22 protein-coding genes are annotated in these 23,949 nt (G+C 54.1%); 18 read left to right on the plus strand and 4 right to left on the minus strand.

Going from position 1 to position 23,949, the window contains the following annotated elements; genetic code table 11:
• The first annotated feature begins 26 nt into the window (after window positions 1-26).
• The 16 genes from mpl to lipA all read left to right on the plus strand — a co-directional run bounded on the left by mpl (window position 27) and on the right by lipA (window position 14,685).
• Window positions 27-1,439, plus strand: a complete 1,413-nt coding sequence (gene mpl / locus Q334_RS19650) for a UDP-N-acetylmuramate:L-alanyl-gamma-D-glutamyl-meso-diaminopimelate ligase (RefSeq protein ID WP_035461875.1) — start codon at window positions 27-29, stop codon at window positions 1,437-1,439.
• Window positions 1,426-2,088, plus strand: coding sequence for a flavin prenyltransferase UbiX (locus tag Q334_RS19655; RefSeq protein WP_035461876.1), 663 nt, complete (start codon window positions 1,426-1,428; stop codon window positions 2,086-2,088). The genes mpl and Q334_RS19655 overlap by 14 nt, the downstream gene beginning before the upstream one ends.
• A gap of 34 nt (window positions 2,089-2,122) precedes the next feature.
• Entirely contained in the window at window positions 2,123-2,725 is a 603-nt protein-coding gene (locus tag Q334_RS19660; RefSeq protein WP_051527902.1) for an LON peptidase substrate-binding domain-containing protein, read from the plus strand.
• A gap of 108 nt (window positions 2,726-2,833) precedes the next feature.
• A complete protein-coding gene (locus tag Q334_RS0116910) occupies window positions 2,834-4,090 on the plus strand; it encodes a glutamate-5-semialdehyde dehydrogenase (protein ID WP_027314240.1) in 1,257 nt (418 codons plus the stop codon).
• The gene (nadD, locus tag Q334_RS0116915) at window positions 4,071-4,751 is read left to right on the plus strand and encodes a nicotinate-nucleotide adenylyltransferase (protein WP_027314241.1); all 681 of its coding nucleotides are present in this window, start codon (window positions 4,071-4,073) and stop codon (window positions 4,749-4,751) included. The genes Q334_RS0116910 and nadD overlap by 20 nt, the downstream gene beginning before the upstream one ends.
• Window positions 4,752-4,767: 16 nt before the next feature.
• A complete protein-coding gene (gene rsfS / locus Q334_RS0116920) occupies window positions 4,768-5,106 on the plus strand; it encodes a ribosome silencing factor (RefSeq protein WP_027314242.1) in 339 nt (112 codons plus the stop codon).
• Window positions 5,106-5,573 (plus strand): 23S rRNA (pseudouridine(1915)-N(3))-methyltransferase RlmH, encoded by a 468-nt coding sequence (gene rlmH / locus Q334_RS0116925; protein WP_027314243.1) that lies wholly within the window; start codon window positions 5,106-5,108, stop codon window positions 5,571-5,573. Before rsfS ends, rlmH begins: the two co-directional genes overlap by 1 nt.
• 2 nt (window positions 5,574-5,575) lie before the next feature.
• Window positions 5,576-7,522: a penicillin-binding protein 2 gene (gene mrdA / locus Q334_RS0116930; protein ID WP_027314244.1), complete on the plus strand. Its 1,947-nt coding sequence runs from the start codon at window positions 5,576-5,578 to the stop codon at window positions 7,520-7,522.
• 40 nt (window positions 7,523-7,562) lie between these two features.
• Window positions 7,563-8,708 (plus strand): rod shape-determining protein RodA, encoded by a 1,146-nt coding sequence (gene rodA, locus Q334_RS0116935; protein WP_027314245.1) that lies wholly within the window; start codon window positions 7,563-7,565, stop codon window positions 8,706-8,708.
• Between the two features lie 16 nt (window positions 8,709-8,724).
• Entirely contained in the window at window positions 8,725-9,720 is a 996-nt protein-coding gene (gene mltB / locus Q334_RS0116940; RefSeq protein WP_035461877.1) for a lytic murein transglycosylase B, read from the plus strand.
• A 1-nt stretch (window position 9,721) separates the two neighbouring features.
• Entirely contained in the window at window positions 9,722-10,708 is a 987-nt protein-coding gene (locus Q334_RS0116945; protein ID WP_051527903.1) for a septal ring lytic transglycosylase RlpA family protein, read from the plus strand.
• Window positions 10,709-10,745: 37 nt separating this feature from the next.
• Window positions 10,746-11,912 carry a D-alanyl-D-alanine carboxypeptidase family protein gene (locus Q334_RS0116950; protein WP_027314248.1) on the plus strand — a complete coding sequence of 389 codons (1,167 nt, stop codon included), beginning with the start codon at window positions 10,746-10,748 and terminating at the stop codon, window positions 11,910-11,912.
• Between the two features lie 11 nt (window positions 11,913-11,923).
• Window positions 11,924-12,766: an aminotransferase class IV gene (locus tag Q334_RS0116955; protein ID WP_027314249.1), complete on the plus strand. Its 843-nt coding sequence runs from the start codon at window positions 11,924-11,926 to the stop codon at window positions 12,764-12,766.
• 8 nt (window positions 12,767-12,774) lie between these two features.
• Window positions 12,775-13,053 (plus strand): YbeD family protein, encoded by a 279-nt coding sequence (locus tag Q334_RS0116960; protein WP_027314250.1) that lies wholly within the window; start codon window positions 12,775-12,777, stop codon window positions 13,051-13,053.
• Window positions 13,053-13,706, plus strand: coding sequence for a lipoyl(octanoyl) transferase LipB (gene lipB / locus Q334_RS0116965; RefSeq protein ID WP_027314251.1), 654 nt, complete (start codon window positions 13,053-13,055; stop codon window positions 13,704-13,706). Before Q334_RS0116960 ends, lipB begins: the two co-directional genes overlap by 1 nt.
• Window positions 13,699-14,685, plus strand: a complete 987-nt coding sequence (gene lipA, locus Q334_RS0116970) for a lipoyl synthase (RefSeq protein ID WP_027314252.1) — start codon at window positions 13,699-13,701, stop codon at window positions 14,683-14,685. Before lipB ends, lipA begins: the two co-directional genes overlap by 8 nt.
• A gap of 109 nt (window positions 14,686-14,794) precedes the next feature.
• Here the strand turns inward: lipA and holA are convergent, their stop codons facing one another.
• From holA to leuS, 3 genes are read right to left on the minus strand one after another with little or no spacing between them, the layout of a single operon-like run.
• Window positions 14,795-15,820 carry a DNA polymerase III subunit delta gene (gene holA / locus Q334_RS0116975; RefSeq protein WP_027314253.1) on the minus strand — a complete coding sequence of 342 codons (1,026 nt, stop codon included), beginning with the start codon at window positions 15,818-15,820 and terminating at the stop codon, window positions 14,795-14,797.
• A gap of 3 nt (window positions 15,821-15,823) precedes the next feature.
• Window positions 15,824-16,288, minus strand: a complete 465-nt coding sequence (locus tag Q334_RS0116980; RefSeq protein ID WP_027314254.1) for an LPS-assembly lipoprotein LptE — start codon at window positions 16,286-16,288, stop codon at window positions 15,824-15,826.
• Window positions 16,289-16,297: 9 nt separating this feature from the next.
• Window positions 16,298-18,889 (minus strand): leucine--tRNA ligase, encoded by a 2,592-nt coding sequence (gene leuS, locus Q334_RS0116985; protein WP_027314255.1) that lies wholly within the window; start codon window positions 18,887-18,889, stop codon window positions 16,298-16,300.
• Between the two features lie 169 nt (window positions 18,890-19,058).
• Here leuS and Q334_RS0116990 point away from each other — a divergent pair, with 169 nt between their 5' ends.
• A complete protein-coding gene (locus Q334_RS0116990; RefSeq protein ID WP_035461878.1) occupies window positions 19,059-19,589 on the plus strand; it encodes a zinc ribbon-containing protein in 531 nt (176 codons plus the stop codon).
• Here Q334_RS0116990 and Q334_RS0116995 read toward each other — a convergent pair.
• Window positions 19,567-22,431, minus strand: a complete 2,865-nt coding sequence (locus tag Q334_RS0116995; protein ID WP_027314257.1) for a bifunctional diguanylate cyclase/phosphodiesterase — start codon at window positions 22,429-22,431, stop codon at window positions 19,567-19,569. The two genes, Q334_RS0116990 and Q334_RS0116995, sit on opposite strands and share 23 nt — an antisense overlap.
• A 327-nt stretch (window positions 22,432-22,758) precedes the next feature.
• On the opposite strand from Q334_RS0116995, the gene Q334_RS0117000 reads away from it, so the two are divergent.
• Window positions 22,759-23,928, plus strand: a complete 1,170-nt coding sequence (locus tag Q334_RS0117000; protein ID WP_035461879.1) for an iron-containing alcohol dehydrogenase — start codon at window positions 22,759-22,761, stop codon at window positions 23,926-23,928.
• Window positions 23,929-23,949 lie beyond the last annotated feature (21 nt).

Consider the following 23,949-nt stretch of genomic DNA (forward strand, 5'->3'; position numbering starts at 1 on the left):
CTTTTCATGCAATCCAAGGACGCTTTATGTCTGATTCGCGTACAGGCCATGTTCATATTCTCGGTATTTGCGGCACCTTTATGGGCAGTTTGGCCTTATTGGCCAAGCAGTTAGGCTGGCGGGTCAGTGGTGCAGATGCCAATGTTTATCCACCGATGAGTACGCAATTGGCAGAGGCAGGGATTGAGGTGTTCTCCGGTTATGAGCGGCTGCAGTTTGAGCAGCGGCCCGATATGGTGGTGGTGGGTAATGCCATGTCGCGTGGTAAACAGGCCGCGGTTGAGGAACTGCTAAATAGTGATATTCCCTATTGCTCTGGGCCTGAGTGGTTGGCGCAACATGTGTTGCCAGGGCGCTGGGTGCTGGCGGTGGCGGGCACTCATGGCAAAACAACAACCGCCTCAATGTTGGCCTGGATTTTGGAATCAGCAGGGATGGCTCCGGGATTTTTGATTGGCGGGGTGCCACGTAATTTTGGGGTTTCTGCTCGCTTGGGGGGCACGCCTTTTTTTGTGGTGGAGGCGGATGAGTATGACAGCGCTTTTTTTGATAAGCGTTCCAAGTTTGTGCATTACCGTCCTCGTACCCTGGTGATGAATAATCTGGAGTACGATCACGCGGATATTTTTCCAGATCTGGCGGCAATTCAGCGGCAGTTTCAGCATTTATTGCGCACGGTGCCTGGTCAGGGGCGGGTGATCTATCCAGAGGATGATCAGGCGTTGCAGGAGGTTGTAGCGACGGGTTGTTGGAGCGAGGTGGAGGCCTGTGGCGGGGCAAGTGGGGCAGGTTGGCAGATACGTGCCTTGCAGTCAGATGGTAGTGAGTTTGCGCTCTATCAAAATGGAGAAGAGGCTGGGCGAGTATGCTGGGGCTTGACGGGTCAGCATAATCTGCAGAATGCCTTACATGCGATTTTGGCTGCGCGTCATGTGGGGGTGCCGGTAAGTCAGGCACTGGCTGCTTTGGCTGAGTTTCAGGCGCCGAAGCGGCGTATGGAAAAAATAGGACAGCCCGCAGGCGTTCATGTATACGATGATTTTGCTCATCACCCCACCGCTATTGAGATGACTCTGGCGGGTATTCGGCGGCAAATAGGCTCGACTCCTTTGTGGGTGTTAATTGAGCCACGCTCCAATACGATGCGTTTAGGGGTACACAAAAGTCGCTTAGGTGAGTCGGTGCGGGAGGCGGATCAGGTATGCTGGTATCAGCCGCCAGGTCTGGACTGGGATCTGCAGGGGGTGGTGGCTGAGTCGCCGGTGCCAGCCCAATTATTTAGTGATATCGACCAGTTAATCTCCCGGGTGGTGACAGACGCCCCTGCGGGCAGTCATGTGGTGATCATGAGTAATGGCGGCTTTGCCGGGGTGCACCAGCGCCTGCTCACCGCCTTGCAACAGCGAGAGCAGCAGGAGGCGAGCAATGTGGCAGACTAATCCTGGGCGGGTCAGTGTGGCCCTGACAGGGGCTTCTGGGTTGCAGTATGGGTTGCGCTTGTTGCACTGCCTGGTGCAGGCGGATAAACAAGTGTTGGTAATGATCTCCAAGGCTGCGCAAGTGGTGGCAGCAACCGAAACTGATTGGCAGCTACCGGGCCAGCCCCAGGCGGCTGAGGAGTATTTGAGTGCGCGCTTGGGGGCCAAACCTGGTCAGTTAAGAGTGTTGGGGCGGGAGCAGTGGTTAGCGCCCGTGGCCTCAGGCTCAAGTGCTCCTTCGGCTATGGTGGTTTGTCCTTGTAGTACCGGTACGTTATCGGCAATTGCGACAGGGGCGAGTAATAATCTGATTGAGCGTGCTGCCGACGTCGCGTTAAAAGAGCGGCGTCAGCTGATTTTAGTCCCTCGGGAAAGCCCGTATTCAGCCATTCATCTGGAACATATGTTGAAGTTGACTCAGATGGGGGCAGTGATTTTGCCAGCCAGTCCCGGTTTTTATCATCGTCCACAACGGATTGAGGACCTTATCGACTTTATTGTGGCCCGTATTCTTAATCAGTTGGGCATCAGTCAAGAATTGATGCCTGCCTGGGGGGAAGCTTGGTTGCAACAGGGCTTGCAAGAGGTGCAGGGGCATCCCCAAGAATAGGGAAGGCCCCGCCAGAGAAATAATTAGATAAACAATGCAAATACTGCCGTTGTTCCCGCTGTCTGTGGTGACATTCCCTGGAGTGACGCTGCCTCTGCGCCTGTTTGAGCCTCGTTATTTACGCATGCTGAGCCAGGTGCTGCGTGGGGAAGGTTGCTTTGTGTCCAGCCTGTTGCTGGCAGGGGAGGAGGCCAGCCCAAATGGACAGCGTTTTGCGGCAGTGGGTTGCAAACTCAAAGTATTAGATTTCCATGAGCTGAATGAGGGATTGCTGCATATTAGTGTGCAGGGAGTAGAGCGTGTGCGTCTGCGGCACTGGTGGGTGGAGCGTGATGGCTTATGGATGGGGGAGGTTGAGCCTTGGTTAGAACCGGAGATCCCTCTACTGGAAGAACATCAATACCTCTATGAACTCTGGCAGGCACTCTATAGTCATCCCCTGTTATTGAATGCCAATACTGCGCCCCTGAGCCAGCCTGCTATTGCGCAAGTGGACTCGGCTACGATGCTGAGTTGGCAGTTATCCTCGTGCCTGCCTTTGTCTGCGGACTCGCAGTTGGGTTTGCTTAGCGCAGAGTGCACCAGTACTCGCTTGAATATGCTCCATGCTTGGTTAGAGCGTGGAGATGACGAGTGATGGGGCTCCCTATCTCAACATGTTTCAACGATGGAGCCTTGCCCAGCCTGCAGGTATAATCCCCCTTCGCTAAAAAACTGTGCCTGAAAACAGTGGAGGATTATCCAGATGACAGTGCAGGCTTATATGCTCGGCCTGGGCCAGGCAGCCAGACAGGCTTCCCGGGCGATGGCGCGTGCCACCACCGAGCAGAAGAACAATGCACTCCTGGCCATCGCCGCGGCGGTGGAGGCGCAGCAAGCTCAATTGCTGCAGGCTAACCAGGAAGACCTAGTGCGTGGGCGAGACAATGGTCTTGATGCCCCACTGCTGGATCGTCTGGAACTGACTCCCGCACGTATTCAAGGCATTGTTGAGGGGCTGCGCCAAGTTGCGTCTCTGCCTGATCCAGTCGGCGCGATCACTAATATGACCTACCGTCCCACCGGCATTCAGGTTGGTAAAATGCGGGTGCCTCTGGGAGTCATCGGCATCATTTATGAATCTCGTCCCAATGTAACGACCGAAGCAGCTAGCCTGTGCCTGAAATCCGGTAATGCCTGTATTTTGCGTGGTGGCTCAGAAGCGATTGCCTCTAATCGCGCATTAGCCGCTTGTATCGCGCAGGGCTTAGAGCAAGCAGGTTTGCCTGCCGCCGCAGTACAGGTAGTGGAGACCACCGATCGGGAGGCAGTCGGTCAGTTGATCAGCATGCCGGAGTATGTGGATGTGATCGTCCCCCGTGGTGGTAAGGGCCTAATTGAGCGGATTAGTCGTGATGCGCGGGTGCCGGTCATCAAACACTTGGATGGCATCTGCCATGTGTTTATTGATGAGGCAGCTGATGCCAGCAAGGCGATCAATATTGCCATTAATGCCAAAACCCATCGTTATGGCACCTGTAACACGATGGAGACGCTGCTGGTTGATGTTGCTCGCGCGGCAGAGTTGTTGCCACTACTGGCACAGCGTTACCTGGAGCTGGGAGTAGAGCTGCGTGGCTGTGCGCAAACTCAAGCGTTGGTGCCCCAGGCTCTGGCGGCGACAGAAGAAGATTGGCGGACGGAGTATTTAGCCCCCGTGCTGGCGATTCGGGTCGTGGCTGGTTTAGATGAGGCGATCGCTCATATCAACGAGTACAGCTCACAGCATACCGACGCCATTATTACTGAAAATCACAGCCGAGCCATGCGCTTCCTGCGCGAAGTGGACTCCAGCTCAGTGATGGTGAATGCCTCAACACGTTTTGCCGACGGTTTTGAGTATGGCCTGGGTGCTGAAATAGGCATCTCTACAGATAAGATTCATGCGCGGGGACCGGTTGGATTGGAAGGGCTCACGTCGCAGAAATATATCGTGTTGGGTGATGGCCATATCCGTCGTTGAGTTGTCCCCCCTAGTGGTGCTCGGGGGGACGTTTGACCCTGTGCATCATGGCCACTTGCGTGCAGCCTTAGAGCTGCACGAATGGTTTCAGGGGCGGGCAAAAGTCTGTTTGTTACCCTGTCAGCAGCCGGTTCATAAGGTCGCAACAGGGGCCAGTGCAGGGCAGCGTTGGCAAATGTTGCAGTTGGCGGTTGAAGGATCGCATTTGGCCTTGGATGGGCGGGAACTGCAGCGTGAAGAGCCTTCGTATACCTATCTCACCTTGCAGGAGATGCGCGCCGAATATGGCCAACAGCGTCCACTGTTTTGGGTGATGGGAGAGGATGCGTTTTTAGGGTTGAACCGCTGGTACCGTTGGCAGGAACTGCTCGGTCTGGCCAATTTGTTAGTCGTTAGCCGGGCACAGACGCCATGGCAACCTAATTCAGAGTTAGCGGAATGGCTTGCTCGGCAAGAGTGGCGGCAGCTTGAGGCCCAGCAGCCACCTCCCCAGCCGCCGGCAGCGGGTGCGCTCTGGCGTGTGACATTGCCGCCTTTGGGGATTAGTTCATCCGAGATTCGCGCGCGTATTGCGCGGCACGCTTCGGTGCAGTATCTGCTGCCCCAGGCAGTGATAACCTTTATCCAACAACACCAGCTCTACCAGAGCGGTGATTCATGACATTGAAAGAGGTCAAATGGAAATCCAAGCATTGCTGGCACAGGTAAATGACCTGCTGGCTGATATGAAAGCAAAAGATGTGAAAGTTCTGGATGTGCAGGGCTTATCAACAATTACCGACTACATGGTAGTGGCCTCCGGTACCTCCAGTCGTCATGTGAAAGCGATTGCTGACTACCTCACTGAAGAAGTGAAGAAGCGTGGCGTGCAGCCGATGGGCGTTGAAGGGACAGATGCAGCAGAGTGGGTGCTGGTAGACCTGGGTGATGTGGTGGTGCATGTCATGCAGCCTCAAGCACGTAACTTCTATGATCTGGAGCGCCTCTGGGGTAAACCAGAAGGGCAAGCGCACTAATGCGTATTCGGGTGCTGGCCGTTGGTACCAAAATGCCAGCCTGGGTGGAGCAGGGAGTAAAGGAATACACCAAACGCCTGCCCCCGGATATGCCGTTGGAGTTTCAAGAACTGGCACTCGGGCACCGTGGCAAGAATGCGGATCTGGCTCGTGCGATTCGTCAGGAAGGTGATGCCATGCTAGCCAGTATTGGACAGCAGGACCATGTGATTGCTTTGGATGTACAGGGTAAGAACTGGAGCACCGAAGACTTGGCTGCCAGGTTAGGGGAATGGCGTATGGATGGTCGCCCTCTGAGCTTCCTGATTGGCGGCCCCGATGGGCTTGATCCGCGTTGTGTGCAAAGGGCGGAAGCACGTTGGTCGCTGTCTGCTTTGACCCTGCCTCATCCGCTGGTACGTATCGTACTGGCGGAACAATTTTATCGGGCCTGGACCATTCTCCAGGGTCATCCATACCATAAGTAGCTATGCCGCCGAGTTCCTTTAATCGCGATAGTCTCACCCTGCGCAATCATCGCCAGGAGGGGCAGCTTTATACCAGTCGAGTCTGGGCTGCCGCTGCGGTGGTGGCTGTGCTGGTAATGGTATTGATCGCCCGTCTAATTTATCTGCAGGTTTGGCAGCACGAGCGCTATGTCACTCTGTCCGACGAAAATCGGGTGCAGCTGGTGCCAGTTGCACCCACCCGTGGGTTAATTTACGACAGTAAAGGCACATTGCTGGCGGATAATCGCCCTAACTTTTCATTGACCCTAACCAAGGAAAAGGTAGGGGATATGGAGGCCATGCTGAACCGCCTAGGAACCCTGATCGAAATCAGTGAGGCGGATCGTGAGCGTTTTAAGCGTCGGCTTAAACTTCGTCGTCGTCCTTATGAGTCGGTGCCATTAAAGCTCTCTTTGAGCGAAGAAGAGATCGCTACCCTGTCGGTCAATCTCTATCGCCTGCCTGGAGTACAGGTTGAAGCGGACTTAGTCCGTCATTACCCCTTTGGTAAGGATTTGGTGCACGCCCTGGGTTATGTGGGACGCATCAATGAACGTGAGCTGCAGCAGGTGGATGCTGAGAATTACTCGGCTACCCACTATATCGGCAAATTAGGGGTCGAGAAGTATTACGAAGACGCTTTGCATGGTCGGGTGGGTTTGCAAAAGGTGGAAACCAATGCCCGTGGGCGCATTTTACGCGTGTTGGAGAAAGATAACCCTGCCCCTGGCCTGGATTTGACCCTGTATATGGATTTGGATTTGCAGCGTGTGGCCAAAGAAGCGCTGGCGGGGCAGCGGGGGGCGGTGGTGGCGATGGACCCGAAAACCGGTGGCATTCTCGCGTTGGTGAGTGAGCCCGCCTATGACCCCAATGAGTTTGTGACCGGCATTAGCTTCGAGCGCTATAAGGCGTTACAGGACGATGTGGATTTGCCCCTATTTAATCGTGCCCTGACCGGGCGATATCCACCGGCTTCGACGGTTAAACCGATGATAGGCATTGCCGGTATTGAGTCAGGTACCGTTGGTTTTAACTACAAAGTCTGGGACCCAGGCTGGTATCAGATCAATCAGAAAGGGCGCTTTTATCGGGACTGGAAGCGTTGGGGGCATGGTACCGTTGATTTAAATAAAGCGATTGCGGAGTCCTGTGATACCTATTTTTACGATGTGGGTCATCGCATGGGGATCGATGTGATGTCTGACTACCTGGGACAGTTTGGTTTTGGCCAGGTAACAAGTCTGGATTTGCCCGAAGCAAGCCGTGCCGTTTTGCCCTCGCGGGAGTGGAAAAAACGCATGTATCGGCAATCCTGGTATCCAGGAGATACAGTGAACCTCAGTATTGGTCAGGGTTTTATGTTAGCAACGCCCCTGCAGTTGGCCGCCGCGACGGCGGTGGTGGCCAATCGTGGCACCTGGGTGGTGCCTAGAATGCTCAAGCATTTTGGTGCGCCTGCGCAGGAAATCGGTTATGAGCATCCCCTGACCCAGGACTATGCTCGCCTGGAGCAGGAACACCTGGCGGGAATGCCAGGCAATATTGAATTGAAGACGCCACAACTGTGGGACTACATCCACAACTCAATGGTTGATGTGGTGCATGGGCGCAGTGGCACCGCACGTAAAATTGGCGAGGGGATCCCCTACCGTATTGCAGGTAAAACCGGTACGGCGCAGGTAGTGGGGATTAAGCAAGATGAAAAATATGATGCCAGCAAACTGTCCAAGCGTTTTCATGACCATGGCCTCTTTATCGGTTATGCCCCTGCGGAAGATCCCAAGCTGGTGGTCGCTGTCATTGTGGAAAACGGTGGGGGGGGCAGCGCGGCGGCGGCGCCTGTCGCGCGGCGCCTGTTTGACGCCTATTTGTTGGGCAAAGTGAATACCAATATTGAAAACCTGCAGGACTTTTCCTCGGAGTGATGCGTTTGGACAGCCTGGTGATGGATAAGGAGCAGTCTGAGTGAAGCAAACCGACTTTCAACGCTCCTTACATGGCGGACTACAGGGATTATCGAGTCCCCCGTCCTTTTGGCAGCGAATCCACTTGGATCCTTGGCTGATGTTGCCACTGTTGCTGCTGATGGGGTATGGCTTGGTGGTGCTCTATAGTGCTTCAGGTGGCAGCATTGAAGCGGTGGAAAAACAAGGACTCCGTTTTGGCTTGGCATTAGCCATTATGTGGGGGGTGAGCTGGATATCCCCGCGTAACTTACAGCTTTTGGCGCCTTGGTTATATTTGGCGGTAGTGGGGTTGCTGGTGGCTGTGTTGTTAGTAGGAGTGCATGCCAAGGGGGCGCAGCGTTGGTTGCAATTGCCGGGTGGGCCGCGCTTTCAACCTTCCGAACTGATGAAGCTGATTCTGCCGATGGTCATGGCGCTGTGGTTTGCTTACAAGCCTATTCCTCCTAAGTTGTCCCATGTGCTGGTGGCGTTGCTGATTATCGCGATTCCGGTGGTATTGATTGCCAAACAGCCCGACTTGGGAACGTCCATACTGATCGGTGCCTCAGGCATCTTCGTCATTTTGCTGGCAGGGATTCCCTGGCGTTGGGTATTTTCTGCAATGGGGGTGGGGTTAGCCTGTCTGTACCCTTTATGGATGGTCATGCATGACTATCAGCGTCAGCGGGTACTGACTTTCCTTGATCCTGAGAGTGACCCATTGGGAACTGGCTGGAATATTATCCAATCGAAAACGGCTATCGGTTCGGGGGGCATTGAAGGAAAGGGATGGATGCTCGGCACCCAATCACAGTTAGATTTTCTGCCGGAAAGCCATACGGACTTCATTATTGCAGTGATGGCCGAGGAGTTTGGCCTGCTTGGAGTGCTGCTGTTATTGGTGCTTTATGCCCTGATCGTTGCTCGTGGACTCTATCTTTCAACCCAAGCTGGCGATGCCTTTGGACGATTGTTATCCGGTAGCTTGGTGTTGACCTTTTTCGTTTATGTTTTCGTTAATATTGGAATGGTGAGTGGCTTGCTACCAGTGGTGGGGGTGCCTCTGCCCTTGGTCAGCTACGGCGGTACCTCGGTGGTTACTTTGCTGACCAGCTTTGGTATGGTGATGTCCATTCATGCCCATCGAAATATCCGAACGCGCTAGGAGCGTCGATTTATCCATGTTGAGGATTGCAAAAGTTGCAGGTGCACTCTGTGGCCTGTTGATGAGCAGCCAGGTGATTGCTGGCGGTTATGCCGATCACCAGTTGGCTTCCGAGTTTGTTGCTAAGCTGGAAAAGGAAGGATTTAACCGTGCAGAACTGCTGCACATCCTCTCTCAAGCTGAGCGTAAAGACAGCATTTTGGAAGCGATGAGCCGCCCTGCAGAACGGCGTCTTACCTGGGGAGAATACCGTGACATCTTTATTAAGCAGGCACGGATTCAGGGTGGGGTAGCCTTCTGGGATCAGTATGCCAATAGCCTGAGTCGGGCTGAGCAGCAGTTTGGTGTACCAGCAGAGATTATCGTGGCCATCATTGGTGTAGAAACCAATTTTGGCCGCAATATGGGCCGCTACCGTGTGCTAGATGCGCTGGCTACGCTAGGGTTTGACTATCCCAAACGTTCCGAGTTTTTCCTCAAAGAGCTTGGCGAGTATTTACGCTTAACCCGAGAAGAGAAAGTCGATCCGCTGAAGCATGTGGGCTCTTATGCTGGCGCCATGGGGTACGGTCAATTTATGCCCAGCAGTTATCGACACTATGCAATCGATTTCGATGGCGATGGTCGCCGTGATATTTGGGACAACCCAGTGGATGCGATTGGTAGTGTTGCCAACTACTTCGTGGCACATGGTTGGAAGGCCAACGGTGTGGCGGTATTACCGGTGAAACAGCCTGAAACACAAGAATGGCGTGGCTTGCTGGCGGAGGGTTTGAAACCCAGCACGCCTCTCTCTAGTATGCGCAGCCAGGGTTTAAGTGTGCCCGCTTTTCTGGGAGACCAGGATGGCTTGCTGATGGAAATGGAAACAGCTTCCGGTCCTCAGCTGTGGTTAGGTCTACATAATTTTTACGTGATTACCCGTTACAACCATAGCCGCCTGTATGCCTTGGCGGTACATGAGTTGGCGGCGGAGATTCGCAATGCGCGTGCAAATGCAAAAGGGGGCTGAGATGCGCCTGTCGCTGCTATTCGTCACCCTGTTGGCACTAGTGCTCAGTGGGTGTTCCTCAACGCCTTCGAGTAAGTCTTCTGGTGGGCGCTATGCCATGGATAAAGACCGTGGTCCGAGTGTGCAGCGTGACGTGTCTCTGATTCCCGATGCGGAACCGCAAGTGGAACCCTACTCCAAGTGGGGTAACCGCAATCCATATCAGGTATGGGGAAAGAGCTACAACGTGTTGCCCAGCCATATCGGTTACCGTAAAGACGGTATTGCCTCCTGGTATGGAGAAAAATTTCATGGTCATAAAACCTCTAATGGTGAGCTTTATGATCTTTATGGAATGACAGCAGCACATAAGAGCTTACCGATTCCCAGCTATGTGCGGGTCACGAATCTGGACAATGGCCGTTCGGTCATTGTGCGGGTCAATGACCGTGGTCCTTTCCACGATGATCGTGAAATTGACCTGTCCTATGCCGCCGCCGCCAAGCTTGGCTATGCTGACAAAGGCACTGCGCGGGTACGGGTAGAGGGTATTGATGCTGCCCGCTGGCAGCGAGAGGTTGGCTCAAGCCAGGTGGCCAAAGCGACAGCGATTGGCAGTACAGGGATCACAGCCGAAGTGATTGAGTCTCGTCCTGTTGAACAGCGCGTGAGTCATTCGGTGGTGAAACCTACTCAGCCACAGGTGACGATTAATAAGCCACAACCGGTGATTAAGCCTGCTACTCCGACCGCAACGGTTAACCCTGGCACAGGAGACTACCTGCAAGTTGCTGCATTTAGCTCTGAACAGGCAGCACAACAGTTGCAGCAGCGGGTGAAGGTCGAGCTTGGCGAAGGACGCACCCGGGTGTTTCCCGTCAACATCAATGGGCAAACCTTCTATCGAGTGAAAATCGGCCCTTTAAGCTCCGGTGAAAACATCGGCGCATTGGAGTCGGGATTACTGAATATAGGCTTGGGACAGCCCCATCTGGTGCATGTGCCCTAATTCTTTCTCAATACTGAAACGCAACTAAAAAACTATCATGAGATTGCTACGTTCGCTGAGTAACCGTTTCTTTGCTGTTTCCGTATGGGCTGCTGCAGTGCTGGCAAGTCCAGTACAGGCGCAAACGATTGTGCCGAGTGCACCCCAGATTGCAGCCTCCTCCTATGTGTTAATGGAAGCCAGTTCCGGGCGGGTGCTGTTGGGCTCGAATGAGCATCAACCCCTGCCGCCTGCCAGCTTGACCAAGCTGATGACCGCCTATGTGGCTGAATTTGAGTTGGCTCGAGGCCGGATCAAGCCCGATGACATGGTTAATGTTAGTGTTAAAGCCTGGAAGACCGGTGGCTCACGGATGTTCCTGCGTGAGGGCACTCAGGTATCGGTAATGGATCTGATGCGTGGCATTGTGATCCAGTCTGGTAATGATGCCAGTGTTGCCATGGCGGAACACATTGCAGGTTCCGAAGGGGCCTTTGCCGATCTGATGAACCAGCATGCCAAGCAGCTGGGCATGAATAACAGCCACTTTGTTAACTCAGATGGTTTGCCGGCAGATAATCACCTATCCAGTGCCTATGACATGGCGTTGCTGGCCCAGGCGATCATCAACAAGTTCCCAGAGCACTACACTATCTATTCCGAAAAAGAGTTCACCTATAACAATATCCGCCAGCCCAATCGTAACCTGTTGCTCTATCGCGACCCCACAGTTGATGGTTTGAAAACGGGTTATACCGAAGCGGCAGGTTATTGCTTGGTGGCTTCCTCCAAGCGCGATGATATGCGTTTGATTGCAGTGGTGTTTGGTACCAAGAGCCCTGAAGCTCGGGCCCAGGAAGTATCTAAGCTCTTTGCTTACGGCTTCCGTTACTTTGAAACCCAGACTCTCTATGCTGCCGGGCAGCCTCTTGAACAGCTGCGTGTGTGGGGCGGGGATGTTGATCAGGTCGCCATTGGCTTGAATGAACCGCTAACAGTACTGATTCCACGCGGGCAGGCGGCTAATCTGCAAGCTACGATGGAAGTGACCAGCAGCCTGGATACGCCGATTGAGGCAGGTCAGCAACTCGGTGTTGTTCGCGTCAAATTAGGCGAAGAAACCATTCGTGAACTGCCTCTGGTCGCATTGAATGCGGTAGCGGAAGGCGGTTTCTTTAAGCGGGCTTCTGATGCGGTACTGCGTCGAGTTCAAAGCTGGTTTTGAGGTTACAGGCGATGGCTATCGTCTACCTGAATGGTGAGTTTATTGCAGCAGAGCAGGCAAAAATCTCGGTATTTGATCGTGGTTTTTTGTTTGCTGACAGTGTTTACGAACTGATTCCGGTGATTGATGGCCAAGGGCTGCAAATGGAAGAGCATTTGCAGCGCCTGCAGCGTAGCCTGAGTGAGTTGGACATTCGTGCGGAAGCAAACTGGCAATGGATTTGTACAGAGCTTGCTGCACGTAATGGTGGTGGTAACCAGAGTATTTATCTACAGGTGAGCCGGGGAGCTGACAGTCGGCGCCGAGCTGACTGGCCGGTAGATATTCGTCCGACCATCTTTGCCTGTGCACAACCCATTAGCCGCCCCTTGGCATTGCCCCCTGAACAGACCCAGGGCATTAAGTTAGTTGTGCAAGAGGATCTGCGCTGGGGACGTTGCGATATTAAGTCCACCATGCTGCTACCTAATGTCATGGCTCGCCAGGCGGCTAAGCGTGCTCAGGCAGAGGAAGCCTTGCTGGTTAAGCAAGGACGGGTAATTGAAGGGGCCAGCTCATCCATTTTTATGGTGCAGTATGGTCAGCTTATTACCCCTCCCCTGGACCAAGAGCGTTTACCCGGTACTACGCGCGCCTTAGTCTTGCGTCTGGCGGCGCAGGCCAACATTAATCTGCAAGAGCGGGAGTTTACCCTGGCGGAATTGCTGCAGGCCGAAGAGGTCTGGATCAGTAGTTCCAGCCGAGGCGTGCTTCCCGTGGTTCAAATTGATCAGCATGTCATTGCCGATGGGCAGCCTGGGTCGTTATGGCGACAACTGGCGGCACTCTATCAGGCGTGGGCTATGCAGGAGTAATGATTTTCATGACTGATGAGCAACAACCCGCTCCTAAAATTGAGTTTCCCTGTGAGAATTATCCGATCAAAGTGATGGGGGACAATGTTCCTAACTTTCGTGAGCAGGTGACTCAAATTATGCTCAAGCATGCCCCTGATCTGGATATACAACAGATCAGCGAAAACCTGAGTCGTAATCAACGTTTCAAGTCGATTCGTTTCCTGATTACCGCTACTGGCGTGGAGCAGTTACAGGCCCTGTTTGATGAGCTGCGCACCTTACCGCAAGTCAAAATGGTGCTCTGATGAGTACCTTGATCATCCGTGAGCTAGGCCTGCAACCTTATCAGCCGATTTGGCAGGCCATGCAGCATTTCACCGACACCCGCACCCCTGAACAGCCAGATGAGCTGTGGTTATTGCAGCATGAACCGGTGTTCACCCAGGGGCAGGCGGGCAAAGAAGAGCATCTGCTAGCGCCGGGTGACATTCCTGTTGTGAAGGTGGATCGTGGTGGTCAGGTGACTTACCACGGACCAGGTCAGTTGATTGCCTATTTGTTGCTGGATCTGCGTCGCGGGGGCTTAGGCGTGCGGGAGTTGGTCACCCTGATGGAAGAGGGGGTGGTAGCGGTATTGGCACAGTGGGGGATTGAGGGCTATCCGAAAAAGGATGCGCCTGGTGTTTATGTAGATGAGGCCAAAATTTGCTCGCTAGGCTTGCGTGTGCGTCGTGGCTGCTCCTTCCATGGCTTGGCCTTGAATGTGGATATGGATCTGACGCCTTTTCAACGGATTAATCCCTGTGGCTATGCTGGCCTACAAATGACCCATATGAGAAACTTGGTTTCCGATGTGAAACTTGAATCGGTAACTCAGGCCTTGGAAAAATACTTGATCGAAAGAATAGGGTATACTCAGGCGCTTCGTTACCCCAGTCTGGATGCACGCTATGTCTGAGCACGTACAAGCCGAAACCAAACCTGAAGCCCCCGCTAAAGTTGAACAAGGGGTGAAGTTGCGTGGCGCTGATAAAATGGCGCGGATTCCGGTTAAGGTGCTACCTACCGAAGAGATGCCACGTAAGCCGGCTTGGCTAAAAGTGCGTTTGCCAGCTTCGCCTGAAGTACAGCGGATTAAAAACAAGCTGCGCAAGCATAAGCTGGCTTCGGTATGTGAAGAGGCAAGTTGCCCTAACCTGGGGGAGTGTTTCAGCAAGGGTACAGCCACCTTTATGATCATGGGCGAAATCTGTACTCGCCGTTGCCCTTTCTGTGATGTTGCTCATGGTCGACCCAATGCTTTGAGTCCTGATGAACCCCGTGAACTGGCCGCTGCGATTAGTGATATGGGGCTGCGCTATGTGGTGATTACGTCGGTGGATCGCGATGATTTGCGCGATGGTGGTGCCAATCACTTTGCTGAGTGTATTCGAGAAGTCCGAGCGGCGAGCCCAGGGATTGAGATTGAAACTTTGGTACCGGATTTCCGTGGTCGGATGGATGTTGCGCTGGAAGTCCTGGCTGCTACCCCTCCTGATGTGTTTAACCACAATATGGAATCGGTACCGCGTCTCTATCGCAAGATTCGTCCAGGCTCAGACTATCAGTGGTCGTTGACACTGCTGCAGCGCTACAAGGCATTGCGTCCTGAAGTGCGTACCAAATCTGGTTTAATGCTGGGATTGGGGGAGACCAACGAGGAAATCGTGCAGGTTATGCGTGATTTACGTGCCCATGATGTGGATATGTTAACTCTGGGGCAGTACCTGCAACCCTCTAAGCATCACTTGCCTGTTGCGCGCTTTGTGCCGCCAGAGGAGTTTGCTGAGCTGGGGCGGATCGCAGAGGAAATGGGTTTCAGCCATGTCGCCAGCGGCCCTCTGGTACGTTCCAGCTACCATGCGGACAAACAGGCGCATGGCGAAAAAGTTAGCTAAGGGCTGACCCCAAAAATAGTTAGCTTAGTTAGAAATGCTCCATTACAAGAAGCTGCCTTTGGCGGCTTCTTGCATTTTTGCTGCTGCCTTTATTTGTGCAGAGTAGTTCTTAATGAGCAAAGGGCAGAGGTAACGGCCTACCACATAGATGACTTAGCCACAGCTGCAACTCTTGCCAGAACAATGCATGCTGGCCGGTTTTGCTGTAGCTATCGAGGTAGTGGGTCTGCTTTTGCAGTGCCAGTAGCAGATTGGGGCGGCAGCGTTGGAGGGCTTGGCGTAAGGGGGCTTGGCGTTGATTCCAAATTTTTAACTGACGGCAGGCCTGGTCAAAGGACTGGCCCTGGCGAGTGACCTGACTCAGTTCAAGCAGTGCCCGTAGTTCGCGACTCAGGGCCCAAAGCAACAGGGTAGGTTCTGTTTCTTCGAGTTGCAGACTACGCAGAATCCGCAGGGTGGCAGGCCAGTCACCACTAAATGCCTGCTTACAGAGGTCAAACACATCATGGCGGGCATGATGGGCGACCACTTCTTCAATTTGTTCTGCCTGCAACACGCCCGGTTCACAGAGCAGCGCTAACAGATTAAGTTCCTGAATAGCTGCTAGCAGGTTGCCTTCCACTCGCTGCGCCAATAATTGTGCAGCATCTGGACTGAGCTGTAAGCCCAGCTGACGTGCCCGCTGACTGAGCCAGCCAGGTAGCGCCTGGGTGTCAAGGGGCCAGATTTGCACCAGAACCCCTGCTTGTTCCAAGGCGGTAGCCCATTTGGCTTTGAGAGCACTACTATCGAGCTTGGGAGCAGTGAGCAGCAGCAGGGTGTCGGCAGGGGGGGAATTGGCATAGCTCAGCAGAGTTTGCATGCCTTTATCATTCGGCTTGCCCTGCAGGCGAATGTCGAGCAGCTTTTGTTCTGCAAAGAGAGAGAGGCTGTTGGCACTGGCCAATACTTCTTCCCAGGCGAATCCAGCTTCGACATGAAACACTTGGCGGTCGGCAAAGCCACGCTCACGTGCAGCTTGGCGTACCTGATCAGCGCATTCCTGGAGTAACAAGGGCTCGTCTCCACAGATAAAGTAAAGTGGAGCGAGCCCTTTTTGCAGCTGGCTGGCCAGCTGCTCGGCTTTCAGTTTCATCCGTTATTGACGCTTAAACGCCTCAAACCGCGCTTGTAGCTGGATCAGCAGTTCGCGTAGCATTTCTTCACGGATTTGGCCAGCCTGGGTGTCTGAAGCCAGTTGAGCATTCTCATCGACGCGATAAGTACGCTCTACCTGCAGATGCTTGGGTACCTCAGGGAACTCAGCGCCAGGGCGAACCATGCGATAACTGATACGGGTTACCAACAGGTTTTCGGTGGCATTGCCTCGGCTGTCGATCAGACTGCGATCCTGACGTTCATCCAGCAGCAGAACTTGCACATAGTCACCGCTACCCTGTTCGGTGTTAATGCCCATTTGGCTCAGTACCGCAGTCAGGCGATCCTGTAAGGCACTGTCAGAGGTGGCGATAGGCAATCCGCCTTCTCCACCACTTTGATAGCCGCGTAGTTGAAAACCACAACCTGCTAATACCAGGGCCAGTGCCCAAACCAGAATACGCATGCTTACTCCTTAGCTTCCTACCACGATGTTGACCAGCTTACCGGGAACGACGATGACTTTGCGGACAGTCAGGTCAGCGACATGGCGTTGGACATTATCTTCCGCCAAGGCCAGTTGCTGGATGACGTTGCGGTCTGCATCGGCGGCTACTTGGATTTTGCCACGCACCTTGCCATTGACCTGTACCACCAGTTCCAGGGTGTCTCGTACCAGGGCACTGGAGTCAACCGCAGGCCAGCTAGCACTGCAGATGGCATCCTGATGGCCGAGGTCGGTCCACAGTTGATGGGTGACGTGTGGAATAATCGGCGACAGCATCAGCACGGCCAGCTCCAGTGCCTCGCGCTCAACGGCCAAGCCCTGAGGGCTATGGTCTTCGAATTTGCTAATGGCATTACACAGCTCCATCACTGCGGCAATCGCCGTGTTGAAGGTGTGGCGACGCTCGATATCATCCGTCACTTTCTGCAAGGTTTCATGGGCCTTGCGGCGCAGCTCTTTTTGCTCGTCAGTCAGGGCGTTTTTATCAAGGTTACCAGCCTGACCTTTGTTGAGATGATCCGTTACCAGTTTCCACAGACGGCGGATGAAGCGGTGAGCACCCTCAACACCGGTATCTGACCATTCCAGTGACAACTCAGGAGGCGCTGCAAACATCATAAACAGTCGCACGGTGTCGGCACCGTAACGGTCGATCATCACTTGTGGATCGATACCGTTATTCTTGGATTTGGACATCTTGCTCATGCCAGCTGGCAGCACGGGCTCACCGTCGCTGAGCAGGGTGGCACTGACAATGTTGCCTTTCTCGTCGCGCTTGACTTGTACATCCTGCGGAGAGAACCAGTGCTTACCGCCTTTCTCGTCTTCGCGATAGTAGGTTTCTGCCAGCACCATGCCTTGGGTCAGCAGGCGCTTGAAGGGCTCGTCGGAATTAACCAGGCCCAGGTCACGCATCAGTTTGTGGAAGAAGCGAGCGTAAAGCAGGTGCAGAATCGCATGCTCAATCCCCCCAACATACTGATCGACAGGTGCCCAGTAGTTGGCTTCACCATCGAGCATGGCTTCATTGCAGTTACGGCTGGCGAAGCGTGCGTAGTACCAGGATGACTCCATAAAGGTGTCAAAGGTATCGGTTTCACGCTGGGCATCGGCGCCGCACTTGGGACAGCTGGTCTGATAGAACGAAGGCATCTTTTTGATTGGCGAGCCCACCCCATCAAATTCGATATCCTCCGGCAGCACCACCGGCAGTTGATCTTCCGGCACGGGGACCGGGCCACAGTGATCGCAGTTGATCACTGGAATGGGCGCGCCCCAGTAACGCTGACGGGATACCCCCCAATCGCGCAGACGATAGTTCACTACTACCTTGCCTTTTTTCTGCTCTTCCAGGGTGGCGGCAATGGCTTTAAAGGCAATATCAAAGCTAAGGTCATCAAAGTCGCCGGAGTTAACCAGTACACCTTTTTCAGTGTAAGCGCCTTGGCTGAGGTCGACTTGGGTTTCACCGTCTTCGGGGCGAATCACTTGCTGCAATGGCAGCTGATACTTGTGCGCAAATTCCCAGTCGCGCTGGTCGTGGGCGGGAACCGCCATCACGGCACCAGAGCCGTAGTCCATCAGGACAAAGTTAGCTGTCCAGACAGGGACTTCTTTGCCTGTTAGGGGGTGAATGGCACGGAAGCCGGTATCAAAACCCTCTTTCTCCAGCTTGGCCATTTCCGCCTCTGCCACCTTTAGGTGTGAGCAGCGCTCAATAAAGTCAGCGATGGCAGGGTTGTTTTGGGCCGCTTTGAGAGCCAAGGGGTGTTGGGGCGCAACCGCAACATAGGTGACGCCAAAGAGGGTGTCAGGGCGAGTGGTGAACACTTCCAGTGACTTCTCACCGACCACCTCAAAGGTCAGCTCAACCCCTTCGGAGCGACCAATCCAGTTACGCTGCATGGTTTTGACCTGCTCCGGCCAGCCTTCCATCGCGTCGAGATCGCTGAGCAACTCTTCGGCATAGGCGGTGATCTTAAGGAACCACTGGGGAATCTCTTTGCGTTCAACCGGTGCGCCGGAGCGCCAGCCTTTACCATCAATAACCTGCTCGTTGGCCAGCACGGTTTGATCAACCGGGTCCCAGTTAACCACAGCGTTCTTTTTGTAAACCAGGCCCTTTTCCAGCAGTTTGGTGAAGAACCACTGTTCCCAGCGGTAATACTGCGGATGGCAGGTGGCGATTTCACGATCCCAGTCATAACCAAAGCCCAGACGCTTAAGTTGGTTACGCATGTAGTCAATGTTTTCGTAGGTCCACTTGGCGGGGGGCACGTTGTTTTTGATGGCGGCGTTTTCCGCCGGCAGACCGAAGGCATCCCAGCCCATTGGCTGGAGTACGTTCTTACCAAGCATGCGCTGGTGACGGCTGATTACATCACCAATGGTGTAGTTACGCACATGGCCCATGTGCAGGCGGCCGCTGGGGTAGGGGAACATGGATAGGCAGTAGAACTTCTCTTTGGAGTCGTCCTGCTGGACTTTGAAAACCTGCTCGGTTTCCCAGAATTGTTGCGCGCTGGCTTCAATCTCGTGCGGCTGATAGTGCTCGTTCATGCTGGCTGTTGTCGTTTGTCCTTGGAATTGACGCCCGGCCACTTGACGCCGGTTAGGCGGTGGGTCGCGGTTCACGAAGGAATGCATTATAACCTAGTGATAGGGTTGCGCCACTGTAGTGGTGTGCGGATTGCCAAGGCTTTCGCCAATGGCGAAGGAGGAGCGAGAAATGAGTGAACAGCAACAACGGGATCAAGCCAGAGTTAAAGGTTACCAGCGTATGCTGGCGCGCCTGCACGCTAGCCTGGACACCTTGGAGCAGCGTTCCTGGCAGGCGATTAATCAGGCATTGGAGGATGCCGCAAAGCTGGAGTTAGCGGCGGAGGAGCTGACCCGCGAGGAGGTGGATCTGCTCAAGGCCTGGATTAGCCGCGATTTACGTGCATTAGGGCAGGAGGCTATAGAGACACAGGAGGATCTTAAAGCCTGGTTACGTTTTGATTTGGACTTGCTTGAACAGCAGATGGCGGATTGGTTATTAGGCTTGGCCGACCCCACTTTGGTGGAGTGGGTCGAGTTACAGCATCGCCTACAGCATGGTGAAGAAACCTATATGCAGGGCGAAGTGGCCAGTCCTGGCACTTTTACCTGTAGCCACTGTGGTCATATGCTCTGTTTGACCAGCGCTGCGGTATTGCAGCCCTGCCATATTTGCCAGGGCCACTATTTCGCCAGAATTACGCGTTTGGAGGATGCTTAAGCCGCTCTTCCAGTTGGGCAGGGGTTAGGGGGCGGGCATAGAGGTAGCCCTGACCGGCATCGCAGCCTACCTGACGGAGGAAGTCCCATTGCGCCTGATGCTCGATACCTTCAGCTACTGTTTGCAGTTGCAGGTGGCGGGCAATGTCGATAATGGCACGGGTGATAGCAGCGTCATCCTGGTTGCTCGGTAGGTTGTCGATAAAGGCTTTATCGATTTTGAGTTTATCCAGGGCAAAGCCTTTCAAGTACGCCAGACTGGAGTAGCCGGTACCAAAGTCATCCAGCGCAATGCTAACCCCTAGCTGTTTAAGTTGGGCGAGCACAGCGGCGGCGGTATTGGCATCTTCCATCAGCATACTTTCGGTGACTTCCAGTGTCAGACGGGTGGCTGGCATACCGGTTTGCTTAAGGGTACTGGCTACCCAGTCGACCAGGTCGGTGGAGAACTGGCTCGCAGATAGATTGACCGCAATGTTGCCAAACTCCAGGCCGGCATTCAGCCAAGCAGCTCCCTGACGGCATGCCTCCTGTAGCACGAACTGGCCAATGCCGTGAATCAGGCCGCTTTCTTCTGCCAGCGGAATGAACACCCCTGGTGAAACCATGCCACGGCTGGGGTGTTGCCAGCGTACCAGTGCTTCACAACCCTGCAATTGGCCACTGGCCAAGTCAAACTGCGGTTGATAATGGAGTAACAGTTGGTGGTAGGCCAGGGCCTCATGCAGGTCAGTCTGGAGTTGCAGATATTCACTGGCATGGGCATTCAGGGACTGGGTGTAGAACTGGAAATTATTCCGCCCCAGGTGTTTGGCCTGATAGAGCGCCGCATCGGCATTGCGCATCAGCTCTTCGAAGCTTTCCCCATCTTCGGGATGACAGGCGATACCAATCGAGGGAGTAGTAATAATGCGGTGGCCATCAATATCCACCGGCATACTGATTGCCTGTTGCAGGCGGTGGGCTATCTTGGCCGCCGCCTCAGGAATATCGAGGTCGTGCATTAAAACAATAAACTCATCACCACCAATACGGCTGACCGTGTCGCAGCTGCGGGCGACATGACGTAGGCGTTGTGCCATAGCTTGCAGTAGTTTGTCGCCACTGCGATGACCGAGGGAATCATTGATGGTTTTGAAGCGATCCAGGTCAATAAATAGCAGGGCTAGTTTGCGCTCAGGATGGCGTCGGCTGATTTGGATGAGCTGGTTGGCTCTATCCTCTAACAGGCGACGATTGGGCAGGTTAGTAAGGGGGTCATACTCGGCCAGATAACGTAACCGCGCCTCCACTTTTTTGCGCTCACTGATATCAGCAATTGAGGCAATAAAATTCAACACCTTGCCTTGGGCATCTTTGTACAGAGTGATCGATAACCATTCCGGATAGATGGTGCCATTTTTGCGGCGGTTATAGATTTCTCCCTGCCAGTGCCCATGGGCTGTCAAATCCTGCCAGAGTTGCTGATAAAACTCGGCATCATGTTTACCGGACGAGAGGATAGACGGATCCTGCCCCAGTACTTCCTCACGGCTATAGCCGGTGATCTCGGTAAAGGAGGCATTACAGGCAATGATCTTGTTGCGCGCATCGGTAATCAGAATGCCTTCATTGGCGGCCTCGAAGACTCGGGCAGCGACTTCTAGCTGGTGAGCATTGTCACGCAGGCGCTGATGTTGATGTTCGATGTTAAGTTGGTAACGCTTGAATTGACGCCTTAGCCAAGCGGAGTAAGCCAGCGCCAATACTAGCGTCAGTAACAACGCCACTCCCATTACCAATAGAAGATGCTGGGTGTCACGGCGAAAATCCGCCTGTAACTCCTGGCGTTGTTTGGCGATCAGTTGATGCAACTGGCTGGGGTTAATGCCCGCAACGATTACCCAACCCCACTCCTCCATGGTGGTGATTAAGGACAAACGCGGTTGGCCCGGCTGTTCACTGAGCAGACTACTATGTTCGAGGATGCCGCCCCCTTGGCTGGCCTGCATCAGAATATTTTCCAAATTTTGTTTCAGCTCTTTGGAGCGCAGTTGTTGGTAGTTTTGTCCTAGTAAGGCGTTATCCCCAATGTTCACCAGCAACTGACCATGTTGATCCAACACACTGATATAGCCATCCATACCAAAGCGCATGCGCTTTAGGCGTTCTAGAGCAATCAACTTGAGATCATTTTCAATCTGGAAAATGTAATCGCCGGTACCGATGATCCAGTCCAAAGGCTCGAAGCGCGCCACGTAGGAGATTTTGTCGCGCATTTGCTGGTTATTGCCGGGGGCGTACCAGCGGTAACGGGAGTAGCCTGCCCCTTCTGGGTTATCCACTGCGTCTAACAGCCCCCGCATAATGTAGTGACCACTATCATCCTGGTTATCCAGTAGTGATTGTCCCTCCAGATGAGGCGCTGTGGGTAGGAGGACACAGTTACCGGCTAAGTCATCAATGAACAGATAGCCGCGCCCGCTGAAGAAGCGAATGTCGCGTAGCGTCTCGCGGATCAGACCTTCCAGCTCGGAGCGGGAGGCTTGGGGGTGTTGCCGCTGTAGGGTGCGGGCAATACTAAGAGCTTGCTCGACTTGGTTTTTTGACTCTTTTTTCAGCACTTCCTCTGCACGCTGGCGCATATAGCTCAGGTATTGCAGGACAGAGTGCACTTCGGTTTCCAGGTTTGCCTGCTGGGAGTGGCGAATATCCTGCTCCAGTTGCTGCAAGCGTTGTTCGTTATTGAACAGATTTTTACTGAGGAAGTAGGCAAAAATACTTAGCGAGACCAGCAGTACCAGGCCCACCATAGCAAAAACTTGGTAGTGCAGAACACGCTCAGTGGAGGATCGGTTAGACATGCTGGGGGGCTTCAAATTGGGGAAGAAAAACAGTTGCTCACTCTAGCATGGGCGCTAGACTCGACCTAGGACGGAAGTTGATCAAGATCAATGTTCCGCAAGCTAGTCATCATTACTTCAACTTATGGCTTATCGTGCTGCTTCATAACAAGCGTTATTTTGCTAGGCGTGAAGCAGGATTAGCGAGTTTGAATATAAGTACAGCATAACAATAACAAGACTGATGGAAGCCTCCGGAGGGTCAGGAAAGTGGCTTAGCCCGAGCGGTCAAATAGACAGCCAGAAGGGCTATAGCAAATAGCAGCGACCCGTTATAGCGAGATCAATATGAATGCCTTTAGTTTTACCACCAGCCAGCGTATCGAATTTGGTTGGGGGCAGCTCGCCCATTTAGCTTCCTGGATGCCCTCTGGCGTCAGCCGCTTGGCGGTGCTCTGTGGCAGTCGTGTAGCCCAGTGCCAGGACTTGCTTGCTCCCTTACAGCAGCAGGGCTTTGAGTTAGCGTTCTACCCGGTGACGAAAGAGCCTGATGTGCAGATGGCTCAGCAGCTGCTGGCTGAGGTGGCGAATTTTGCCCCCCAAGCGGTGATAGGTTTGGGTGGGGGCAGCGTTATTGATTTGGGTAAGGTGGTGGCGATTATGCTGCGCCAGCAAGGCCCTCTTTTGGACTATCTGGAGGTGGTGGGCGCCGGGCGACAAATAGAACAGCCAGGACTGCCTTATATTGCGATTCCCAGTACTGCCGGTACGGGAGCCGAGGTGACCCGTAATGCGGTATTGGATGTGCCGGAACAGGGGGTGAAGGTGAGTCTGCGCTCGCCGTGGATGTTACCCAGCCTGGCATTGATTGATCCACAACTCACCCTGAGTTTACCTGCCAGTGTCACCGCCAGTACCGGGATGGATGCTCTGACCCAGGTGATCGAACCCTATGTCAGTGCCAAGGCCAATCCGCTTACCGATGCCCTGGCGCTTGCTGCTATTGAACAGGCCGCCTGGGCTTTGCCGCGACTGCGGCAGGAGCCTGATAGTCGTCCCGCTCGAGAAGCCATGGCCTATGTCAGTCTGAGTGGGGGGCTGGCGTTAGCCAACAGTGGTCTCGGGGCTGTTCATGGCTTGGCGGGACCACTGGGGGGGATGCTAGGCGCGCCCCATGGCATGCTCTGTGCGGCACTCCTGGCTCCGGTGATGCGGGCCAATATTAACCAATTGCGCCAGCAGTCAGATGCCAACAGCCAGGCCGGTCTGGCGCGCTACCAGCGGGTTGCCGCGCTCTTGACTGGTCAGCCTGATGCTCGGGCCGAGCAGGGGGTAGAGTGGGTGGAGCAGTGCTGCCAACACTGGCAAATCCCCAGCTTAACGACCTGGGGACTGACCCCGGCCCGCTATGCCGAGGCCGTCAGCAAGGGGCAGCGGGCATCCAGCATGAAGGCCAACTGGCAAGTGTTAGAAGATCATGTCTTAACCCAGGTATTGGTCGAGGCGAGCGCGATTTAAGCGCCCGCTCGGTTTACTGGG

It is taken from the genome of Balneatrix alpica DSM 16621 (genome assembly GCF_000619885.1).
Classification (GTDB): Bacteria; Pseudomonadota; Gammaproteobacteria; order Pseudomonadales; family Balneatricaceae; genus Balneatrix; species Balneatrix alpica.